This window comes from Mesorhizobium sp. M1307 (assembly GCF_040318155.1).
In the GTDB taxonomy this organism is placed as follows: Bacteria; Pseudomonadota; Alphaproteobacteria; order Rhizobiales; family Rhizobiaceae; genus Mesorhizobium.
Window position 1 is genome coordinate 1 of record NZ_JAMYLR010000041.1, and the last position, 20466, is coordinate 20466.

Consider the following 20466-nt stretch of genomic DNA (forward strand, 5'->3'; position numbering starts at 1 on the left):
GGCATCCCGAACCTCCCGGCGCAAAGCGCGCCAAACTGTTCGCGATGTCCTCGCACACCTGTTCGCGATGTCTCCGGTCCAAACAGGGGGGAGATTGGCAGCTTCGCCGAAAGCGCCCTTCTTTGGAGACTAGCAAAAGCCGAAGTGACATCCAATCTCCCCACCAGAGGGGGAGATGTCCGGCAGGACAGAGGGGGGCGCGACGGATCGCGGCGGGTCGGTTCTACTTCCCACTCACCGCCTGCTGATAAACATCGGGCTTGAACCCGACGAGAACCCTGTCGCCAAGTTCCAGCACCGGACGCTTGATCATCGTCGGTTTGGCCAGCATCAGCGCCTTGGCCTTCTTCTCGTCCAGGCCCAGTCTGTCCTCGTCCGACAGTTCACGGAACGTTGTGCTCGCCTTGTTGAGCAGGATTTCCCAGCCGACCTTGCCTGACCAGCCGTCCAGCCGATCCGCTTCAAGCCCGTCTGCCCTGTAGTCGTGAAAGCGATAGGCAACATCGTGGCTCGCCAGCCAGGAACGCGCCTTCTTGACCGTATCGCAATTGGTGATGCCGTACATGGTGATCGTCAAAACGCGTCCTCGGACCAGTCGAATCTGACGGCACCCTAAAACCGCGCCTCTCGGTTTTCCAGCGGCCTCGCCGGCCGTCTGCGATTTTCGCGCTTGCCAATAGTAAGGAATCTTCCTAACTATTTCCCGAGCTAATTTGAGGCAAGGAAACGACCATGACGGGCCTGCAGACCGAAAGCCCCCCGCCCATTGACGGCATTTTCCGGGCGCTCGCCGATCCGACCCGGCGACGCGTGGTCGAGCGACTGAACCGAAGCCCCGCCTCGGTCAGCGAGCTTGCCCAGCCGTTCGAGATGGCCCTGCCATCCTTCATCGAGCACCTCAGGGTTCTGGAAGGCAGCGGGCTGGTGCATTCGGAAAAGGCCGGCCGCGTCAGGACCTACCGGCTCGCGCCGGAGCCGTTGAAGCTCGCGGAAAACTGGTTGGCCGAGCAGCGTGCGCTGTGGGAGCGCCGTCTCGACCAGTTCGACGATTACGTGCTGAAACTCAAGGAGACAGACAGATGAATATGGTGCCGTTGTTCCAACCCGATCCGAAGCTCGACCTCGTGCTCGAACGGACGATCGAGGCGCCGCGAGAACTGCTGTGGATGGCCCTGACGAGACCCGAGCATGTCAGCCAATGGTTCACGCCGAAGCCGTGGATCATCACCGATTGCGAGATCGACCTGCGGCCCGGCGGCCTGTTCCGCACCCGCATGCAGTCGCCCGACGGCAAGGAGGTCAACGATAGGCGTTGCTGCTACCTCGATATCGTCCAGGACGAGCGGCTGGTGTGGACCGATGCGCTGCTGCCAGGCTACCGGCCGTCAGGCGACCCATTCATCACAGCCGTCATATCGCTGCAATCGCATGGCGAGACGACGCGCTACACCGCCACCGCCATCCACCGCGACGAAGCCACGCGCAACAGCCACGAGGAGATGGGCTTCCACGACGGCTGGGGCACGGTGGCGGATCAGTTGGCCGGCTATCTCAAGACGATCTGAGGCGACCCTGCTTCGCACTCACATTGCGGCCACGGAGCCGTCGTGGCCGTTCAACCGAACGCCGATGCCGAGGCACCAACGCTCGCAACAAACTTGACGGTTGGCGTAATGCCAATGTTGAACGCTCAGGCGCCGTAGCCGATGATGCCCTTGATCTCGAGGAAATCGTGGATGGCCCAGTCGGCATATTCGCGGCCGTTGCCGGACTGCTTGTAGCCGCCGAAGGGCGCAAACGTATCCCATTCCGGATAGTTGATCGACACCTGCCCGGCACGCAGGCGGCTGGCAATCTTGCGGGCGTGGTCGATATCCCCGGACTGGACATAGGCAGCCAGGCCATAGACGGTGTCGTTGGCGATCTTCACCGCATCATCATCGTCATCGTAGGAGATGACCGACAGGACCGGCCCGAAAATCTCCTCCTTCTCGATGGTCATGCCAGGCCTGACGTGGCCGAAAACGGTCGGTCGCACATAATAGCCACGGTTGAGGTGTTCAGGCCGGCCGGGGCCGCCGGTGACCAGCGTCGCACCCTCGGCGATACCGGCCTCGATCAACCGCTGGATCTTGTCGAACTGGACGTTGCTGACCACCGGCCCGAGCTTGGTCTCCTCCGAGCGCGGGTCGCCGACCTTGTGCCGTTCGGCGGCCTTCCTGGCGATCGTCAGCGCCTCGTCGTGACGGGCGGCCGGTACCAGCATGCGGGTCGGTGCATCGCAAGACTGGCCGCTATTGCCGAAGCAGGCGTTGACACCCTTGCGCACCGCCGTCTCGAAGTCAGCGTCGGGCAGCACGATGTTGGCCGATTTGCCGCCCAGCTCCTGCGCGACGCGCTTTACCGTCTCGGCCGCCGTCTTGGCGACGATGATGCCGGCCCGGGTCGATCCGGTGAACGAGACCATGTCGACATCGGGATGGCCAGCCATGACCTGGCCGACATCCGGACCGGTGCCATTCACCATATTGTAGACGCCCTTCGGCGTGCCGGCGGCGTCCATCACCTCGGAAAAGATGATGCCGCTGATCGGCGCGATTTCGGAAGGCTTTAAAACGACGGTGCAGCCGGCGGCGATGGCCGGCGCCACCTTGCAGACTATCTGGTTGAGCGGCCAGTTCCACGGTGTAATCAGCGCGCAGACGCCGATCGGCTCCTTGACCACCATGGTGGTGCCGCGCTTCTCGCTGAATTCGTAATCCTCCAGCGCCTTGATAGTGGCTTCCATGTGCGCCCTGCCCGCCCAGGCCTGCGCCTCGCGCGCCCACCTGATCGGCGCACCCATTTCCTGGCTGACCGCCTGGGCGATGTCCTCGTAGCGCTCATTGTAGACTTCGAGGATACGCTTCAGCAGCTTCAGGCGCTCGGCCTTGTTCGTTTGCGAAAAGGCCGGGAATGCCGCCTTGGCTGCAGCCACGGCCTTGTCGACATCGGCTTTCGAGCCGACCGAGATTTTGGTGTAGGCCTCTTCAGTGGACGGATCGATCACATCCAGCGTTGCCGGAACCACGGGGCCGACCCATTTGCCGCCGATGAAAAAATTGAGATGATTGCTCATGGGCCGTGCTCCGGTTTTCTGGAAATGAGTGAGACTAGCTAGGCAGCATAGGGCAGTTGGCACCACGGCGCAGGCTGATATGCGCCACGTCGCCGACGCTGAATTGAAAACCCTCTGTCCGGCGCGGCGCGTCGATCACCACCTGTGTCCCCTGCCCCAACTCTGCATGAAGGCGCAAGGTGCGGCCGTGAAAGACGATGCTGTTCACCCGCACCGGTGCAGTACCGGCCGCCGCCTCGGTCGTGGCCAAAAGGTCCTCCGGACGCACGCCAATGGTGCGCACCGTGCCCTCGCCAGGCAGCTCGCCTTTATCCGAAATCGCTTCCAGCGGCAGAGCGCCGGCGATGAACCGCAAGCGCTCGCCGTCACGGCCGACAAAGCGCGACTGCAGAAGGTTCATGGTGCCGATGAAGCTGGCGACGAATTTGGTGGCGGGGCGGTCGTAAAGGGTCGCCGGCGGCGCAATCTGCTCTATGCGGCCCTTGTTCATGACGACAATGCGGTCTGAGATCGACAGCGCCTCGGTCTGGTCGTGCGTGACCATGACGAAAGTGGTGCCAAGCCGCGACTGCAGCCGCTTCAGTTCGACCTGCATCTGCTCGCGCAGATGCGCGTCGAGCGCCGACAGCGGCTCGTCGAGCAGCAGCACACGCGGCTCGCAGACGATGGCGCGGGCAAGCGCGACGCGCTGGCGCTGGCCACCCGACAATTCGGACACGCGGGCGCCGAGCTTCTCGGCAAGGTCGACCATGGCGAGCGCTGCGCCGACGCGCTTTGCCTGTTCGGCACCGGAGAGCTTGCGCAGCGACAGGCCGAAGCCGACATTTTCGGCAACGTTCATGTGTGGGAACAGCGCGTAGTCCTGGAACACGGTATTGACAGGACGGTCGAAGGGCCTGAGCGCCGTGATGTCGCGGCCTTCGAGCAGGACCTTGCCGTTCGACGGGCTCTCGAATCCGGCGATGACCCGCAGGCTGGTGGTCTTGCCGCAGCCGGACGGTCCGAGCAGGGTCAGGAACTCGCCGCGCGAAATATCGAGATCGACGGCGTCGAGCCCGATGATGCCGCCGGGGAAAATCTTGGAGACCTTGTCCAGCCGGACGAGCGGATCAGGCGCCATCGCGAACCTCGGACGGTTTGGTGGTGTTGACCCACAGGATCTGGCAGCGCTCGCTGCCCGGATTGCGGAAGGCATGCAGCAACGTGCTCTTGAAGGCGAAGCTGTCGCCGGCCTTCAGCCCATATCTGGTCGAATCGACCACCAGCTCGACCTCACCGGACAGGACGAAGCCGAATTCATGGCCGGCATGAGCGTAGGCTTCGGCGGTGCCACCACCGGCTTCCACGGTCACCAGCATGCCGGTCAGCGTGGCGGCCGGCGGCGACAGCAGCGCCTTGGCGATGCCTTCCGACTTGACCGGGATCTGCCGCCGGCTGTTGGCGCGCACACAATAAAGATCGTTGCCGACATCATTGCCGTCGGCGATCAGCGCCGATGGCTCGATGTCGAGGGCGGCGGCAAGCGGCCAGATCACGCGGACCCGCAATGACGACATGCCGCGCTCGATCTGGCTTAGCGCACCTATCGAGACACCGGCTTTGGCGGCAAGTTCGGCCAGCGAGAGATTGCGTTCTAGCCTGAGCGCCCGCACGCGCCGGCCGACCCTGACGTCGGCGTCGTCCTTCGGCTTCTCAGCCGCTTCGTCCAGCATGTCCATTCGTTCGTCCTTGTTACAGTATTTTTGGCCGGCGCCGCGTGGTCTTCCCTTCTCCCCCTTGTGGGAGAAGGTGGCCGAGCGAAGCTCGGTCGGATGAGGGGTGTTCCAGAAAACACCAACGCCTCATTCCTTCCAACACCCCTCAACCGTCTTGGCGCTGCGCGCCAATCCACCTTCTCCCACAAGGGGAGAAGGAAGAGCGAACTCAGCCGCCTGCCTTGACCTTCTCGAACATCTTGGCGAGTTCGTCATTCTGTTTCATCGGCCCGGTGAAGATCGTGGTCTTCAGCATCACCTCGGGATCGGAAGGCAGCTGCAGTTTCTCCAACTCCTCCTTTGGCACGGCGGCGAAAGCCGAGCTGGTCGAGCTGCCATAGCCGTAGGCCTGGATCAGATACTTTCCGGAATCCGTTTCCAGCCGGCTGTTGATGAAATCATAAGCAAGATCGACGTTCTTGGCGTCCTTGAGCATGACGAAGCCGCAAGCCCAGGTCAGCATGCCTTCCTTCGGCTTCATGAACTCTACAGGCACGCCCTGCTTCTTCAGCGAGGTGGCCGAGGCGTTCCAGGTCATGGCCGCGACCAGCTGGCCGCTCGCCAGTGCCTGTTCGACCGAGGTCATGTCGGTGGTGTAGTTCGAGAGCAGCGGGCGCTGCTCGCGCAGTTTTTCCGCCACCTTGTCCATCTGTTCCGGTGTCATGTCGAATGGATTGACGCCGGCCAGAAGGGCCGCCACCACCGGTGTGTCGTGGACGGCATCGATGGTCGCCATGCGCCCGGCATATTGCTTGTCCCAGAGCAGGTTCCAGCTGGCTTCCGGGTTCTTCACCAGATCGGTGCGGTAGAGGATCGAGGTATTGCCCCAGTCCCACGGCACCATCCAGACCTTGCCGTCGCCGGCCTGCAGGTCGGGCAGGTTCTTGAAGACCGGGAAGATCGAATCCCAGTTCTTGATGCGCTTGGTGTCGATCGGCTGCAGCAGGCCTTCCTTGTTCCAGCGCGCCACCTTGTCATAGCAAGGGTGCGCGATATCGGGGCGGAAGCCGGCCTTGACCTTGGTGAAGGCGTCATCGTCGTCGCCAAACATCGAGGCTTCGACGCCATCAGGGTGCGCGGCGAGGAAGCTCTTGTTGAAGTCGGGCAGCTCGTAACCCGACCAGGTGAAATATTGCAGCTTGTCGCCGGCAAAGGCGACAGTCGATGCAAGCGCCAGCGCGAAGGCGGCCAATCCGGTTTTCGCTGTCTTTGTCGTTATCGATTTCAAGTCGAATGCCATTGCAGTTCTCCTCTTTCGGTTTCTTCTGGTTTTGACAGGCTGGCGGGCGCTGGCCGCCGGGTGGCGGCAAGCCCGCGATGGCGCAGGATTTCGGCGAGTGCGGCGATGACGAACGACACGGCCAGGATCGCCGTGCCGAGCGCCATGACGGTCGGCAGCGATTTCGGGAAGCGCAGCTGGCTCCAGATATAAAGCGGCAGCGTCGGCTCGGTGCCCGCGAGGAAGAAGGCGACGATGAACTCGTCGAACGAGGTCAGGAAGGCCAGCATGAACGCCGAAATAATGGCGGGCAGGCTGAGCGGCAGCATCACCCGTCTGAAGGTCGTCCAGTCCGAGGCGCCGAGGTCGAGCGCTGCCTCGCGGATGGTCTTCGGGATGGCGGCGAAGCGGCTGCGCATGACCACCACCGTCGTCGGCAGCGCCACCAATACATGGCCGAGCACAATGGCAATGCGCGACGGCCCGAAACCGGCGAGATTGACCAGGATCAACAGCGAGATGCCGACGATGACGCCGGGGATCAGGATCGGCAGCCGCGCAATGGCACTGATCGTGGCGGCCAGCGGCGAGCGGCCGTAGAGGTCCATATAGGACACGGTGATGCCGCAGAGTGTTGCGCCGGTGGCGGCAATGGCGCCGATGACGAGGCTGGTGGCAAGCGCACCGGACAGCGCCGAATTGCCGACCAGCGTGCCGTACCATTCCAGCGTGAAGCCTTGCAGCGGAAATACCGCCTGGATCGAATTGTTGAATGAAAACAGCGGGATCAGCAATATCGGCAGATACAGGAACACCAGATAGGCAAGGACGTAGGCTCCGAGCCAGCCGCCGCCTTGCTTTGCGTCCAGGCGCGCCGTGTTCATGTGCGGCTGCCGTATCGCCGGTCGGCGAAGCGCACCACCAGCACCACGGCGAGAATGACCAGCATGACGGCGACGGCGAGTGCGGCGCCGAACGGCCAGTCATTGGCCTTGCCGAACTCGGCCTGGATCAGTGTGCCGATCATTGTACTGGCAGGGCCGCCGACCAGCGCCGGCGTCACATAATCGCCGACGGTCGGCACGAAGACGACGAGAGCAGCCGCCAGCACGCCCGGCATCGAATTAGGCAGCACGATGCGACGGAAGCTGGTGAACGGTTTTGCGCCGAGATCGGAAGCAGCTTCGAGCAGCGATTTCGGGATCGTGTCCAGCGCCACATAGATGGGCAGGATGGCGAACGGCGCATAAGCGTGGGCAAGCGTGACGACGACCGCTGCCGGCGTATTCAAGAGCGCCAATGTCGGCTCCGACCAGATGCCGCTTTCGATCAGCGCCGAGTTCAGCACGCCATTATAGGCAAGCACGATCTTCCAGGCGAAGACGCGCAGGAGATAGCTGGTCCAGAACGGCAGGGTCAGCAGGAACAACAGCAGCCCGCGCCGCCGCCCGGCATGGAAAGCCAGATAGTAGGCAACGGGATAGGCGGTGACGACGGTTGCCAGCGTCACCAGGCCGGCGATACCCAGCGAGCGCAGCGTCACCGTCCAGTACAGCGGATCGGTGGCCACAGTGACGAAATTCGCAAGGGTGAATCCAGCCCCCAGCAGCGAGCCGTCATTGCCGCGAAAGGCGAGAAAGAACACCAGGCCAAGGGCGAAAAGGATCAGCAAGAAGGTGACCAGCCCGCCGGGCAGCAGCATGACGAAGCGGAAGGCCGGCGAAGACCGGGTTTCCGGCAGCGACTGCGTTACGATGATGGTCGACATCAGCTGTCCATCGAAATTTGAAATCGATTAAGCTTTTTTCATGTTTGTGAAATTGTCAAGCTGTTTCATGCTTGGGCATGAACGTCAGCGTTCGAACGCGTCCAGCATCCGGTACCAGGCGATGGTCGCGGCGACGCCGACCTGCCGAAACGCATGAAACGGAATCGGCCGGATCGGCGAGACCGGGAACGGCAATTGCCTGGTGTCGCCGCTCGACAGGTAGGAGGCGATGCGCTCGCCAAGCGCGGTCATCAGGCCGATGCCGCGGCCCTGGCAACCGACGACCGCCAGCAGACCCTTCTCTGGCTCGTGGATATGCGGGAGATGGTCCGGCGTCATTGCCACCCGGCCGAACCAGCGCTTTTCAATGGCAATGTCTGACAGCGCCGGATAAAGCCGCAGCAGCGCGCGCTCCAGATGCGCCCAGTCGGCCGGGCCGTTCGGCAAAGCCATGCGGCCGCGCCCGCCGAGCACCAGCCGGCCGTCGGCACTCTTGCGATAATAGACGAGGATGCGGCGCGAATCCGACACTGCCTGCCCTTCCGGCAGGATAGCCGCCGCGAGATTGGACGATAGCGGTGCTGTCGCGATCTGGAAGGAATGCAGCGGGACGATCGTCTCGGTGAGGCCGGGAAGCAGGCCGCCGGTATAGGCGTTGGTCGCCAGGACAATCGCCTTGGCCTTGAGTTCGGCGCCGCTTTCCGTAGAAACGTACCAAATGCCAGCATTCTTGCTGATCTGCATCACGTTCTGGCGCTCGGCGATCTTTACGCCCGCCGCTGCAGCGACGCGCGCCAGTTCCGACGTGTAGGCGAGCGGATCGATGACACCGGCGCGGCGATCGAGCCAGCCGCCGAGATAGCCTTGCGCGCCGGTCATCGTCGCGATCTCCGTCCCGCTCAGCAGCCGGACATCGGCGCCGCGGGCGCGCCACTGCCGATCCCGGTTCGCCGCCGCTTTCAGCGCGGTCTCGGTATGCGCGGCCTGGATCCAGCCATTGCGGACGAACGGCACCGCCAGTCTTTCGTCGCGGATCAATTCGAAGACGGTGTCAGCGGTCGAGGCGGCAAAGTTGACGAGCGCTTCGCCGCGTTCGAGACCAAAATGCTCCAGCAGCCAATCCGGATCGTATTTCAGGCCGGGAATGACCTGACCGCCGTTCAGGCCGGATGCGCCATTGCCAATTTCGCCGGCCTCCAGCACCTGGACAGCAAGGCCGAACCGGGCAGCGTGCAAGGCTGTCGACAGCCCCATGATACCGCCGCCGACGATAACGACATCGACGCATTGGCCGGCGGGAAAAAGCGACTGGAACGCGGTGGCTGTCCGCGGCTTCTGCCAGATTGGATCGGAAAACCGTACGGGCAAGCGTCACCTGGAGATTTCAGTAGGTGAAAACCCTAGCGACGGTTTCATTATTTTGAAAGAGCGTTTTCCGTCGCCGTTGGCGCACGTCAGGCTCGATCAAGGTCCAGCGATGCGAAGACCGCTTGAAAGAATTGACAAAGCTCGCCCTGCAAGCGGGATAGACCTTTGGCGGGAATTTGTTGAAAGTGCCGCGGCCGAAGGACAAGACAACAGGAAATGTAAGCCATGACGAACGCCACACATTTGCCCGCCGAAGGCCTCTTCGTGGGCCGCGCCCGGGCGAGCGATGCTTCCCATCCGCTGGTGGTCACGGTGCGTGACGGCACGGTCTTCGACATCACGTCAAATGTGGCGCCGACCGTGCGCGACGTTTGCGAATTGCCGGATCCGGCGGGGCACGTCCGCTCGGCCAAGGGGCGGCCGATCGGCCCGCTCGATGCCATTGCCGCTAACAGTTTCGAGACAGCGCGCGATCCGGGGAAACCGTATCTGCTGTCCCCCGTCGACCTGCAGGCGATCAAGGCATCTGGCGTCACCTTTGTCGTCAGCCTGCTCGAACGGGTGATCGAGGAGCAGGCGCGCGGTTCGGCGGAAAAGGCCGACGCCATTCGCGCCGACATCGCCGGGCTGATCGGCCACGATCTGTCGAAGCTCAAGCCCGGCTCGCCGGAAGCGATGGAGATCAAGGCCAAGCTGATTGCGCGCGGCGCCTGGTCGCAATATCTGGAAGTCGGCATCGGCCCCGATGCCGAGATCTTCACCAAGTGCCAGCCGATGGCCTCGGTCGGCTTCGGCGCCGATGTCGGCCTGCATCCGGTTTCGACATGGAACAATCCGGAGCCGGAGATCGCCATGATTGCCGCCAGCAGCGGCAGGATTGTCGGGGCGACGATCGGCAACGACGTCAATCTGCGCGACGTCGAGGGGCGCTCGGCGCTGCTGCTCGGCAAAGCCAAGGACAACAACGCTTCGGCAGCACTTGGCCCCTTTATCCGGCTGTTCGATGAGACATTTTCCATTGGCGACGTGAAGCAGGCGATCGTACGGTTGAAAGTCGAAGGCGAGGATGGGTTCTCGCTGGAGGGCGCCAGTTCGATGGCCGAGATCAGCCGCTCGCCGGAAGAGTTGGTCGCCGCCGCCATGGGGCCACATCACCAATACCCGGACGGGCTGGCGCTCTATCTCGGCACGATGTTCGTGCCGTCGAAGGATCGGGGCGAAACAGGCAAGGGCTTTACCCACAAGGTCGGCGACATCGTCACCATATCGTCGGAGAAATTCGGCGCCTTGGTCAACCGCGTGCGGCTGTCGCCCGACTGCCCACACTGGACCTACGGCGCCAGCCACCTGATGCGTGACCTCGCAAGGGCCGACCTCATCTAGTCCCGCAGCCTAACATCCGATAGATTCTAGAATTCTCTGATTGGAAATTACCTGCTCGTCGGCATTCGGGAGAGTCCATTGATCGTCGCTCTTGAGGGCAAGACCCTTGTCGTTACCGGCGGAACGCAAGGACTTGGCGAGACCATCGCCCGGCTGGCCTCAGCCGACGGCGGCGAAGGGATCGCCATTGTCGGCCGCAATGCCGAGCGTGGCAGACGCATCGCCGAAGAGCTTTCACGACCAAGCCGGCCCGTCGTCTTCATCCAGGCCGACCTTGGAGATCCGGCCGCGCCTGCAGCTGTCATGGCGGAAGCGATCAAAAGACTCGGCCGCATCGATTGTCTGGTGAACGCCGCGGCCCTCACCGACCGGGCCTCGCTGGAAACTGGCACAATCGACGACTGGGACAGGTTGTTTTCCGTCAATGCGCGCGCGCCGTTCTTCCTCATGCAGGGGGCCGTAGCCGACATGAAGACACGGCGGGCGGCGGGCGCCATCGTTCGGTGAATGCGCATTGCGGTGCGCCGGACCTTGCCATCTATTCCGCAACCAAGGGCGCGCTTTCGACGCTGACCAGAAACATTGCCAACGCGCATCTTTCCGATCGCATCCGCGTCAACGGCATCAACATGGGCTGGGTAGCGACGCCGGCCGAACAAGAGATGCAGGCGAGCACGCTGGGCAAGGGCGAAAACTGGGCAAAGATCGCCGCCGCCGGCCTGCCGCTTGGTCGATTGCTGACCATGGACGAAGTCGCCCAGCTAACGCTGTTCCTGCTCAGCGACGCCTCCGGGCTGATGACCGGGACGCTTATCGACCTAGAGCAATCCGTGCTCGGCGCGCCGCCGCGCAGCATTGCATGACGGTCGCAAGGCCGATCGTCGCCCGCCTGGAAAATATCAGCCAAACTGATGCAATCTGATGGGATTGCTGATGGCGCGGTGCCTTGCGCCAACGTCCATTGGCAATCGAGGCTTGCCATCGATCGAAAAAGGGAATGCTCTAATGCGCCCAGGTCGACGCTGGCAAAATGCGACCACCGTTTTGGCCGCGCACGGCTTTTCGCGGTGATCGTCGTCGGAGGAGGAGTTCGGTTCAAATGGGAGGAAATCAAATGCTGACGAGGCTAAGACTGCTTGTACTTGGCTTGGTGGTGGCCCTGGCCATTCCGGCCGCGGCACAGGCCAAGACGTTCTACTGGATTTCGCATGGCGGCCCGGCCGATCCGGTCTGGACATACTTCCTTGCCGGCGCCAAGCAATGGGCGGCGGACACCGGCAACACCGTCAACACGTCGTTCCACAATGGCGACGTGGCGTCGCAGCAGGAGGCTGTTCGCGCCGCAATCGCCGCCAAGGCCGACGGCATCACCACGACCAGCCCCGATCCGGGCAGCCTTGTCGAGATCGTCAAGGAAGCGCGGGCGGCGAACATCCCGATCATCAACTTCAACACGCCCGACCCAAAGGCGGACTTCAACGCCTATGTCGGCGGCGACAACGTCACCTTCGGCAAGCATTGGGCTCAGTATTTGGTCGACAAGGGCCTGGTGAAGAAGGGCGACTTCGTCTGGATGCCGGTCGAAATTCCCGGCGCCACCTATGGCGTCCAGGAAGAGGAAGGCATCAAGAGCGTGTTCGAGCCGCTCGGCATCACCTACGAAATCACCGAAGCGACGCTCGACCAGGCCGAAGTGATCAACCGCATGGTCGATTACCTCACCGCCAACAGAGCCAAGGTCAAGGCGGTTATCGGCCTCGGCGACCTTGTAACCGGTTCGATCAAGCGGGTGTTCGACCAGGTCGGCGTCAAGCCGGGCGAAATCCCAGTCGTCGGCTGGGGCAACTCGCTCGACACCACCCAGGAAGTGCTGAACGGCTACGTCAATGCCGGCCAGTGGCAGGATCCGCAGGCGACCAGCTACGTCGCGCTCTCGCTCGCCAACATGGCGGCGAGCGGTATTCCGCCCGGCTTCGACGTGATCACCGGCGCGCTCTACGAGAAGGACACCGCGGCAGTCTACGACAAGATCCTGTCCGGCAAATAAATCCGCGATCGAGTTGGTCACGGCCGCTTCGGCGGCCGTGACTGTCTCATCATTCCGCCGAAGCCGGTTGCGGTCTCGGCCAAATCCAATCCTATCGCGGGTCCAAGGTGGAAAATCGTTCTCTTATCCAACGCTCGATCGCGCGGCCCGAGTTCGGGCCGTTCGTGCTGCTCGTCGTCGAGATCGCTGTGTTCTGGGGCATCAACCACGACTTCCTGTCGCCGCAGAACATCTCGAACACGCTGGCCTTCACGGTTGAGCTCGGGCTGATCGCGCTGGCGATGACGCTGTTGATGACATCAGGCGAATTCGACCTCTCGGTCGGCTCGGTGTTCGGCTTCTCGCCGGTCCTGATGTGGACGTTATTCAACAGCGGCGTCGTCTCGCTCGAAGCCGCCTTCGTCATCGCGCTGGTGGTCGCTGCGTTTATCGGGCTGGTCAATGGCTGGTTCGTGACGCAGCTCAAGATCCCGTCCTTCCTGGTGACGCTGGGCATGCTGCTGGTGGTGCGCGGCACCGCTTTGTTCGTCACCAACGGGTTTCCGCAGCGGACCTGGAGCGCCGAGGGCAGCTGGCTGGCGGAAGCGCTGGTCGGCGATTTCTTCATCGGGCCGTTCCGGATCTATATGTCGCTGTTCTGGTTCATCGCCGCCGCATTCGCGCTCGGCTACGTGCTGACGCAGAGCCGGACCGGCAACTGGATCCAGGCGGCCGGCGGCAACCCGAGTGCTGCAAGGGCGCGCGGCGTCAACGTCAGCGGCGTCAAGATCGGCCTGTTCATCCTGTCGTCGATCCTGGCCTCGCTTGCCGGCGTCATCAGCTCGCTGCGCACCTCGGCGGCCAACCCCAACAGCGGCACCGGCTACGAGCTCGAAGTCATCGCCATGGTTGTGATCGGCGGCACGGCGCTGACCGGCGGGCGCGGCACAATCATCGGCACGGTGCTCGGTATCCTGATCCTGCGCGTGATGCGCAACGGCATAGTGCTGATCGGCGTGCCCGGCCTTGCCTATAATATTTTCATCGGCGCCATCATCCTCGGCATGATGGCGCTCCATTCATGGCTGGAACGCCGGCATCAGGCAGGGACTTGAACCATGGCCGAACCGCTTGTCCGCATGGAAAATATCCGCAAGTCCTATGGCCGCGTGCAGGCGCTGGTTGATGCCAATTTCCATGTCAACGAAAGGGAGATCGTCGGCCTGCTCGGCGACAACGGCGCCGGCAAGTCGACGCTGATCAAAGTGCTGTCGGGCGCGGTCCCGCTGACCAGCGGCGACATCTTCATCCGCGGCAAGAAGGTGAATTTGCGCAGTACCAGCGACGCCATCGCGCATGGCATCGAGACGATCTACCAGGACTCGGCGCTGGTGACGCAGCTGTCGATCGCCCGCAACCTGTTCCTCGGACGCGAGCCGATCAAGCCGCCGCGTTTCCTCAACCGCATGGACCAGGAGGCGATGAACGTGGTTGCCCGCGACCTGCTCAAGCAGGTCGGCATCTCGAAGAACATCCCGCCGACGACGCCGATCGGCTCGCTCTCCGGCGGCGAGCGGCAGGCGGTGGCGATTGCGCGCGCCATGCATTTCGACAGCGATCTCATCATCCTCGACGAGCCGACCAACAATCTCGGCGTCGCCGAAACGCAAGGCGTGCTGAGCTTCGTGCGCAGTGCCCGCGATTCCGGCCATTCCTGCATCTTCATCGCCCACAACATCCATCATGTCTTCCAGGTGGTCGACCGCATCGTCGTCATGCGCCGCGGTAAGGTGGTCGCCGACGATATCGACCCGAAGAAGACCAGCGTCGCCGAAGTCGAACGCGTCATCACCGGCATGTCGGACAAGGAGATCCATGACGCGCTGGTCGAGGGCACGCAACGGCCCAGCTGAGCAGCCGGGGGTCGGCCTGATCGTCGAGGCACTGGATCGCATCGCCACATGGTTGCGACATGAAAGCCACCGTTTCGGATATTGCCAGGAGCTGCGGCCTGTCGACCGCGACGGTCGACCGTGTGCTCAACAACCGGGCGGGAGCCAGTGCCGCCAACCGGCAGCGCGTGATGGAGGCGGCCAAGCAGCTCGGCTATCTGCCGGTCGTCGACCAGGTCGCGTTGCCCTCGCGGCCGGCGCATCTCGAATTCTTCCTGCCGATCGGCAGCAATGCCTTCATGGCCGATCTGGCCAGGCACATCGAGGATTATGCGGCGCGCCTGCCGCTGGTCGCCTCCTCCCGCATCCACAAGCTCGCCGGCATCTCGCCGAGCGCCTTGCAGGCGGCCGTCGAAAACCTCTCGCTCAAGGCGAACGGCGTCGGCGTCATCGCCATCGATCACCCGAGAACGCGCAACATCTTGCGCGAGATCGTCGAGGCCGGCATCCGCCTGGTCACACTGGTGTCCGATGTTCCGGGCGCGCCCCGCTCGGCCTATGTCGGTATCGACAACCGGGTGGCCGGCCGCACCGCGGCGCTGCTGATGGGACGGTTCCTCGGCGGCCGCCAGGGCCATCTGGCGATGGTCGTCGGTTCACGCTCCTACCGCGGCCACGAGGAACGCGAGATGGGCTTTCGCTCCGTGCTCGGCGAGGAGTTCCCCAACCTAACCGTCACCAGCGCCGTGGAGATCAACGATGAGCCGGAGGTCAGTTATACCGCGACCATGAAGGCGCTGCACAACGAGCCGGAGCTGCTCGGCATCTATTGTATCGGCGCCGGGCGCTCGGGCGTGGCAAAAGCATTGCTCGAAGTCAGGCCGCAGACGAAGCCGGTGTTCATCTGCCATGATCTGACGCGCGAGACGCGTGGCTATCTGGTCGACGATCTGCTCGACGTCGTGATCGACCAGAATGCGCGGCTGATCGCCGAACAGTCGGTCATTCGCCTGCTCGGCTCGATCGCCTCGTCGGCGCCCTATCTGACGCGGAAATTCATCGAGCCGCGCCTGATCTTCAAGGAAAATGTCCCGGTGCAGTGATGTCGCGCGAGGCGATGGTCGCTCGGGCCTCGATCGTTAAAATGCGGCTGATACCGCAAATCTGCACATCACCTATGCAACTTTTGTGGTTGCCGAATCATTGGGCAATCGATAGTTTCGCAGGTGTCGGCCATCTACTCCTCCCAGATGCGATGCCGACGCTGAGTGCGGTACACCTCCTCCCGTGCCGTATTCGAAATCGAGCCCGCTGCCACCTCCTCCCGGCAGCGGGCTTTTTTGTTCCGGCTCCGGGATAGCGGCCAATGCTTGCGGTCGGGACAGCACCGGACACGTTTGCTGATCCGCGGATCGATGAGCTTCGCTGCGACCGCCGCGGCTTTGTCGGGCAGAATCCTGTCACACTTGTCACTCTCACCGGTTCGCCGGCGGCCCTATCCTGCCTCACGACCAGCAAACAACGCCGCGCCGGCCATGGTGCGGAGGATCGGCACAGGAGACGCGAGATGGCACATCGCGATGGGACGAGACATCACCCGGCGGCGCGGCCCGCAATCGAAACGCCACGTATCGTTTCGCCGCTTGCGAGACTATCTGGCCCTGAAAGACGTGATCAGGCCTTCCGCCATGCGGACGAACTGCGCGCTCGGGCCCTCGGCGCCAACGCTTTGCAGGCTGACGCGGGCGCCCTCGAGCAACAGCGACAGCGTATCGGCGAGAAGCTCGGCCTGTCCGATGCCGGCATCGCGACACAGCGAGACCAGCCGCTCGCGCTGGGCTTCCTTGAGTTCCTTGATCACTTGCCTTGCCGGATGATCGGCCTCGCTCAGCTCGATGGCGGCGTTGGCCATGTCGCAACCGCGACGGTCCGACATCAGGCAATCGGCCGCCATCCGGACCCAGGCATGCAGCTGCGCCAGCTTGTCGCCCGGATTCTCGGCCTCGAACTTTTCCCACATCGCGTTGGCGCTGCAGGCGGTCGCCCGCAGACATTCAATGATCAGATCGTCCTTGGACTCGAAATGCCGGTAGAGCGTCATCTTGTTGGTGCCGGCGGCCTCGGTAATGGCGTCGATGCCGACGCCGCGAATGCCATGCTTGTGAAACATGTCCCGTGCCGTCTCCAGGATCCTGTCCCGGGGGCGAACACGCTCCACAACACCGTCTGTCATCAAAACCTCCGTGATTGCGTTTCCCGAAATTCCCTCGGTGCACCTCTTGACTAGGGTGTTACCGGTCTGTAACGTTAGAGATGTTACTTACCTGTAACACCCGCATTGCATCATGTCAAACTCGCAAGTGCCGGCCATCAGCCCCGCCCCGATCGGCAAGGGGACGAACCGCACCTTACGGCCTCGGCCGGCGAGCAAGAAAACACCCGATCCGCGGCTTACCGCGGATCACCAAAAACCAGGAGCCGCTTCGATGTCGCAGCGCAATGATCTGACGATCGATGAAGTCGTGAAGGATCCGATGATCCGCATGCTGATGAAGGCCGACCGCGTCGACCCGCGGTCCTTCGAGGCGATGCTGCGTGCGCTGGCGGACGAACAGGCCGAGCGCCGCAATGCGCCGCGCCGCCTTGAAGATTTCGGCTTTCTCGAAGATTCCGGCTCAACACGCAGCCGGCGGCTTTCCAGGGTGGCCAGGGCCTTTGGCCGGGCCAGAGCATCGGGCGAGGCGTGCATATCATGGTAAACTTCTTCATTCATCGTCCGATCTTTGCGTCGGCGATCGCCATCATCATGGTGCTCGCCGGAGGGATCTGTTATTTCCTCCTGCCCGTCTCGCAGTTTCCCGACATCACGCCGCCCCAGGTCGTGGTCAGCGCCCACTACCCGGGCGCCAGCGCGCAGGTCGTCGCCGACACGGTGACGACGCCGCTCGAACAGCAGATCAACGGCGTCCAGGGGATGACCTATATGTCGTCGTCGAGCTCCAATGACGGCTCCTCGACGATCACCATCACCTTCGACGTCGGCTACGATCTGAGCACGGCGGCCGTCGACGTCCAGAACCGCGTTTCGCAGGCGGCTTCCTCGTTGCCGGCCATCGTCAATCAGGGCGGCGTGACGATCAAGAAGCAGAACCCGAACTTCGTCCTGATCGTCGACCTCACCTCGCCGGACGGTTCCGTCAACCCGGTCGCGCTGAGCAACCTCGCCTATCTGCAGGTGGTCGATCCGCTGAAGCGCCTGCCCGGCGTCGGCGACGTGCAGATCTTCGGCGAGCGGCGCTATTCGATGCGCATCTGGCTCGACCCCGACAAGCTCGCCAATCTCGGCATTACTGCCGTCGACGTGCAGAACGCCGTCGCCGAGCAGAACGTCCAGGTGGCGGCCGGCAAGATCGGGCAGTCGCCGGCTCCGGCCGGCACCGCCTTCGAGATGCAGGTCAACGCCGTCGGCAGGCTGAGCGATCCCAAGGAGTTCGGCGACATCGTCGTGCGGGCCAATACCGCCAACGGCTCGCTGGTCAGGCTGCGCGATGTTGCGCGCATCGAGCTCGGCGCGCTGCAATATTCGTCGTCGGCCTTCTTCGGCAAGGACCCGACGGTGGTGCTCGCGGTCTACCAGATGCCGGGCTCCAACGCGCTCGATCTGCAGCAGCGCGTCAAGGACAAGATGCAGGAGCTGTCGGCCCGTTTCCCGAAGGGCGTCAGCTACGCCATACATTACGATACGACACGTTTCGTTTCGGCCTCGATGCACGACGTGCTGATCACGCTCGGCGAGGCGCTGGTCCTGGTCGTCGCCGTGGTGTTCATCTTCCTGCAAAGCTGGCGCACCACGATCATCCCGACGATCGCAATTCCGGTGTCGCTGGTGGCGACGCTGGCCGTCATGCATATGCTTGGCTTCTCGCTGAACATGCTCAGCCTGCTCGGCATGGTGCTGGCGATAGGCCTCGTCGTCGACGACGCCATCGTCGTCGTCGAGAATGTCGAACGCCAACTTGAGGCCGGCCTCAAACCGCTGGCTGCCACGCGTACCGCGATGGCGGAGGTTACCGGCCCGATCATCGCCACGACCGCCGTGCTGATGGCTGTGTTCGTGCCGGTTGCCTTCATTCCCGGCGTGTCCGGCCGGCTCTACAACCAGTTCGCCCTGACTGTGGCGATCTCCTTCGGCATCTCGGCCTTCGTCTCGCTGACGCTTACCCCGTCGCTCAGCGCCGCCTTCCTGCGCCACCGGCCGGAAACACAGTTCGTGCTGTTCCGCTGGTTCAACATGGGCTTCGAACGGCTGGCGCATGCCTATGCGAATGGTGTGCGCATTCTCATCCGCCTGCGCTGGATCATGCTTGGCGTGTTCGCGGCCGGACTTGTCGCGACCTATTTCGTCTGGCAGCGCCTGCCCTCGACCTTCCTTCCGGTCGAGGACCAGGGCTATTTCTTCGTCGTCATCCAGCTCCCCGACGGGGCCTCGCTGGAACGCACCGACGCGGTGGCGCAAAAGGCACGCGACATCCTGCAGAACACGCCCGGCGTCGACATCGTCGGCTCGATCAGCGGCTTGAACTTCCTGACCAGTGCCGCGCAGTCGAATTCGGCGGTCGAATTCGCTATCCTGAAGCCATGGGACGAACGCGGCCCCGATCAGAGCGCGTCTAAGCTCGTCGCCGACGTGCGCAACAAGCTGCTGCAAATTCCAGAGGCTTTTGCGCTGAGCTTCGACCCGCCGTCGATCCCGGGCATTGGCACCACCGGGGGCTTCGAGTTCCAGGTCGAGGACCTGACCGGCCGCGGCAGCGTGGCGCTCAACGATGCGACGCAAGCCGTGATTGCCGAGGCGCGCAAGCAGCCGGAGCTCAACCCACAGCAATTGTTCTCGTCGTTCTCGACCTCCACGCCGCAGTTCAACTACGATCTCGATCGCGCCAAGGCGAAGCTGCTCGGGCTCAACCTGCCGGACGTGTTCAATACGCTGCAGATATATCTCGGCTCGCTCTATGTGAACGATTTCAACCTGTTCGGCCGCACCTTCCGGGTGACCATCCAGGCCGACAAGGATTCTCGCGCCGGTCCGGCCGACATTTCGCGGCTCTATGTCCGCAATGCGTCGGGTGGCATGGTGCCGCTGAGCACGCTGGGCAAGCTTGTGCCCGTCGTCGGCCCCGAGACCGTGCCACATTACAACAACAATGCGTCGGCCCTGATCAATGGCGGCGCCGCGCCCGGCTTTTCGTCCGGCCAGGCGGTGGCGGCAATGGAACGTGCCGCTGCCACGGCATTGCCGAGAGATTTCGGCTACGAATGGACCGGCATCACCTATCAGGAGCTCAAGGCAGGATCGATCGCATCCGTCGTCTTTGGTCTCGCGATCGTCTTCGTCTTCCTGATCCTCGCCGCGCAATATGAGAGCTGGGCGATGCCGTTCATGGTGCTGCTGGCGGTGCCGCTCGCACTGTTCGGTGCATTCGTCGTGCTGTGGCTGCGCGGCATGCAGATCGACGTCTATTCGCAGATAGGCTTCGTCATGCTGATCGGACTGGCGGCCAAGAACGCGATTCTGATCGTCGAGTTTGCCCGGCGCCGGCGCGAAGAAGGCCTCAGCATCGTCGACGCCGCGATGGAAGCGGCGCGGCTTCGGCTGCGACCGATCCTGATGACCGCCTTCGCCTTCATCCTCGGCGTGCTGCCGCTGATGTTCGCTACAGGTGCAGGTGCGGCGAGCCGGCAGTCGATCGGCACCACCGTCTTTGGCGGCATGGTCGCGGCGACGATCCTGTCGCTGGTGTTCGTGCCGGTCTTCTATGCGGTGATCGAGCAGCTGCGCGAGCGCCGCAGCGAGAGCGAACCGGTTTCCGAAGCGACCGAACAACCAACTGCCGAACCCGCCTTCGAGCCATTGGCCGAAGCGGCTGAATAGGACTGG

18 protein-coding genes and 1 pseudogene are annotated in these 20466 nt (G+C 63.1%); 10 read left to right on the plus strand and 9 right to left on the minus strand.

Annotated features, from left to right (window positions below):
* Nucleotides 1–223: 223 nt before the first annotated feature.
* Nucleotides 224–577, minus strand: a complete 354-nt coding sequence (locus NKH16_RS28365; protein ID WP_352903013.1) for an ArsC family reductase — start codon at nucleotides 575–577, stop codon at nucleotides 224–226.
* Nucleotides 578–732: 155 nt separating this feature from the next.
* Here NKH16_RS28365 and NKH16_RS28370 point away from each other — a divergent pair, with 155 nt between their 5' ends.
* Entirely contained in the window at nucleotides 733–1083 is a 351-nt protein-coding gene (locus NKH16_RS28370; RefSeq protein ID WP_352452564.1) for an ArsR/SmtB family transcription factor, read from the plus strand.
* Nucleotides 1080–1565: an SRPBCC family protein gene (locus NKH16_RS28375; protein ID WP_502895022.1), complete on the plus strand. Its 486-nt coding sequence runs from the start codon at nucleotides 1080–1082 to the stop codon at nucleotides 1563–1565. Before NKH16_RS28370 ends, NKH16_RS28375 begins: the two co-directional genes overlap by 4 nt.
* 125 nt (nucleotides 1566–1690) lie before the next feature.
* Here NKH16_RS28375 and NKH16_RS28380 read toward each other — a convergent pair whose 3' ends face one another.
* The 7 genes from NKH16_RS28380 to NKH16_RS28410 form a co-directional block, all read right to left on the minus strand.
* Complete coding sequence (locus NKH16_RS28380; RefSeq protein ID WP_352903016.1) at nucleotides 1691–3118, minus strand: aldehyde dehydrogenase family protein; 1428 nt, start codon at nucleotides 3116–3118, stop codon at nucleotides 1691–1693.
* Nucleotides 3119–3152: 34 nt separating this feature from the next.
* On the minus strand, nucleotides 3153–4238 hold the full coding sequence (locus NKH16_RS28385) for an ABC transporter ATP-binding protein (protein WP_352452562.1): 1086 nt from the start codon (nucleotides 4236–4238) through the stop codon (nucleotides 3153–3155).
* Nucleotides 4228–4836 carry a cupin domain-containing protein gene (locus NKH16_RS28390; RefSeq protein ID WP_023674050.1) on the minus strand — a complete coding sequence of 203 codons (609 nt, stop codon included), beginning with the start codon at nucleotides 4834–4836 and terminating at the stop codon, nucleotides 4228–4230. Before NKH16_RS28390 ends, NKH16_RS28385 begins: the two co-directional genes overlap by 11 nt.
* A 205-nt stretch (nucleotides 4837–5041) precedes the next feature.
* Nucleotides 5042–6112 carry an ABC transporter substrate-binding protein gene (locus tag NKH16_RS28395; RefSeq protein ID WP_352835142.1) on the minus strand — a complete coding sequence of 357 codons (1071 nt, stop codon included), beginning with the start codon at nucleotides 6110–6112 and terminating at the stop codon, nucleotides 5042–5044.
* Complete coding sequence (locus NKH16_RS28400) at nucleotides 6097–6975, minus strand: ABC transporter permease (RefSeq protein WP_352903020.1); 879 nt, start codon at nucleotides 6973–6975, stop codon at nucleotides 6097–6099. Before NKH16_RS28400 ends, NKH16_RS28395 begins: the two co-directional genes overlap by 16 nt.
* Nucleotides 6972–7859, minus strand: a complete 888-nt coding sequence (locus NKH16_RS28405) for an ABC transporter permease (protein WP_352903023.1) — start codon at nucleotides 7857–7859, stop codon at nucleotides 6972–6974. Before NKH16_RS28405 ends, NKH16_RS28400 begins: the two co-directional genes overlap by 4 nt.
* Before the next feature lie 84 nt (nucleotides 7860–7943).
* On the minus strand, nucleotides 7944–9227 hold the full coding sequence (locus NKH16_RS28410; protein ID WP_352743436.1) for an NAD(P)/FAD-dependent oxidoreductase: 1284 nt from the start codon (nucleotides 9225–9227) through the stop codon (nucleotides 7944–7946).
* A gap of 225 nt (nucleotides 9228–9452) precedes the next feature.
* Here NKH16_RS28410 and NKH16_RS28415 point away from each other — a divergent pair, with 225 nt between their 5' ends.
* From NKH16_RS28415 to NKH16_RS28440, 6 genes and pseudogenes are all read left to right on the plus strand, one after another.
* A complete protein-coding gene (locus NKH16_RS28415; RefSeq protein ID WP_352452558.1) occupies nucleotides 9453–10610 on the plus strand; it encodes a fumarylacetoacetate hydrolase family protein in 1158 nt (385 codons plus the stop codon).
* Between the two features lie 78 nt (nucleotides 10611–10688).
* Nucleotides 10689–11473 (plus strand): annotated as a pseudogene (locus tag NKH16_RS28420) (SDR family oxidoreductase).
* 251 nt (nucleotides 11474–11724) lie between these two features.
* The gene (locus NKH16_RS28425; RefSeq protein WP_292659924.1) at nucleotides 11725–12657 is read left to right on the plus strand and encodes a substrate-binding domain-containing protein; all 933 of its coding nucleotides are present in this window, start codon (nucleotides 11725–11727) and stop codon (nucleotides 12655–12657) included.
* A gap of 107 nt (nucleotides 12658–12764) precedes the next feature.
* Entirely contained in the window at nucleotides 12765–13751 is a 987-nt protein-coding gene (locus NKH16_RS28430) for an ABC transporter permease (protein WP_352877540.1), read from the plus strand.
* Between the two features lie 3 nt (nucleotides 13752–13754).
* A complete protein-coding gene (locus tag NKH16_RS28435) occupies nucleotides 13755–14549 on the plus strand; it encodes an ATP-binding cassette domain-containing protein (protein WP_352569415.1) in 795 nt (264 codons plus the stop codon).
* Nucleotides 14550–14608: 59 nt separating this feature from the next.
* The gene (locus NKH16_RS28440) at nucleotides 14609–15631 is read left to right on the plus strand and encodes a LacI family DNA-binding transcriptional regulator (protein ID WP_352877537.1); all 1023 of its coding nucleotides are present in this window, start codon (nucleotides 14609–14611) and stop codon (nucleotides 15629–15631) included.
* Nucleotides 15632–16179: 548 nt separating this feature from the next.
* Here NKH16_RS28440 and NKH16_RS28445 read toward each other — a convergent pair.
* Complete coding sequence (locus tag NKH16_RS28445; RefSeq protein WP_031211029.1) at nucleotides 16180–16761, minus strand: TetR/AcrR family transcriptional regulator; 582 nt, start codon at nucleotides 16759–16761, stop codon at nucleotides 16180–16182.
* Nucleotides 16762–17014: 253 nt separating this feature from the next.
* Between NKH16_RS28445 and NKH16_RS28450 the strand changes: the two genes are divergently transcribed.
* Together NKH16_RS28450 and NKH16_RS28455 are read left to right on the plus strand one after the other, a co-directional pair.
* Complete coding sequence (locus NKH16_RS28450; RefSeq protein ID WP_352452554.1) at nucleotides 17015–17287, plus strand: hypothetical protein; 273 nt, start codon at nucleotides 17015–17017, stop codon at nucleotides 17285–17287.
* Entirely contained in the window at nucleotides 17281–20460 is a 3180-nt protein-coding gene (locus tag NKH16_RS28455; RefSeq protein WP_352877533.1) for an efflux RND transporter permease subunit, read from the plus strand. The genes NKH16_RS28450 and NKH16_RS28455 overlap by 7 nt, the downstream gene beginning before the upstream one ends.
* Nucleotides 20461–20466: the final 6 nt, after the last annotated feature.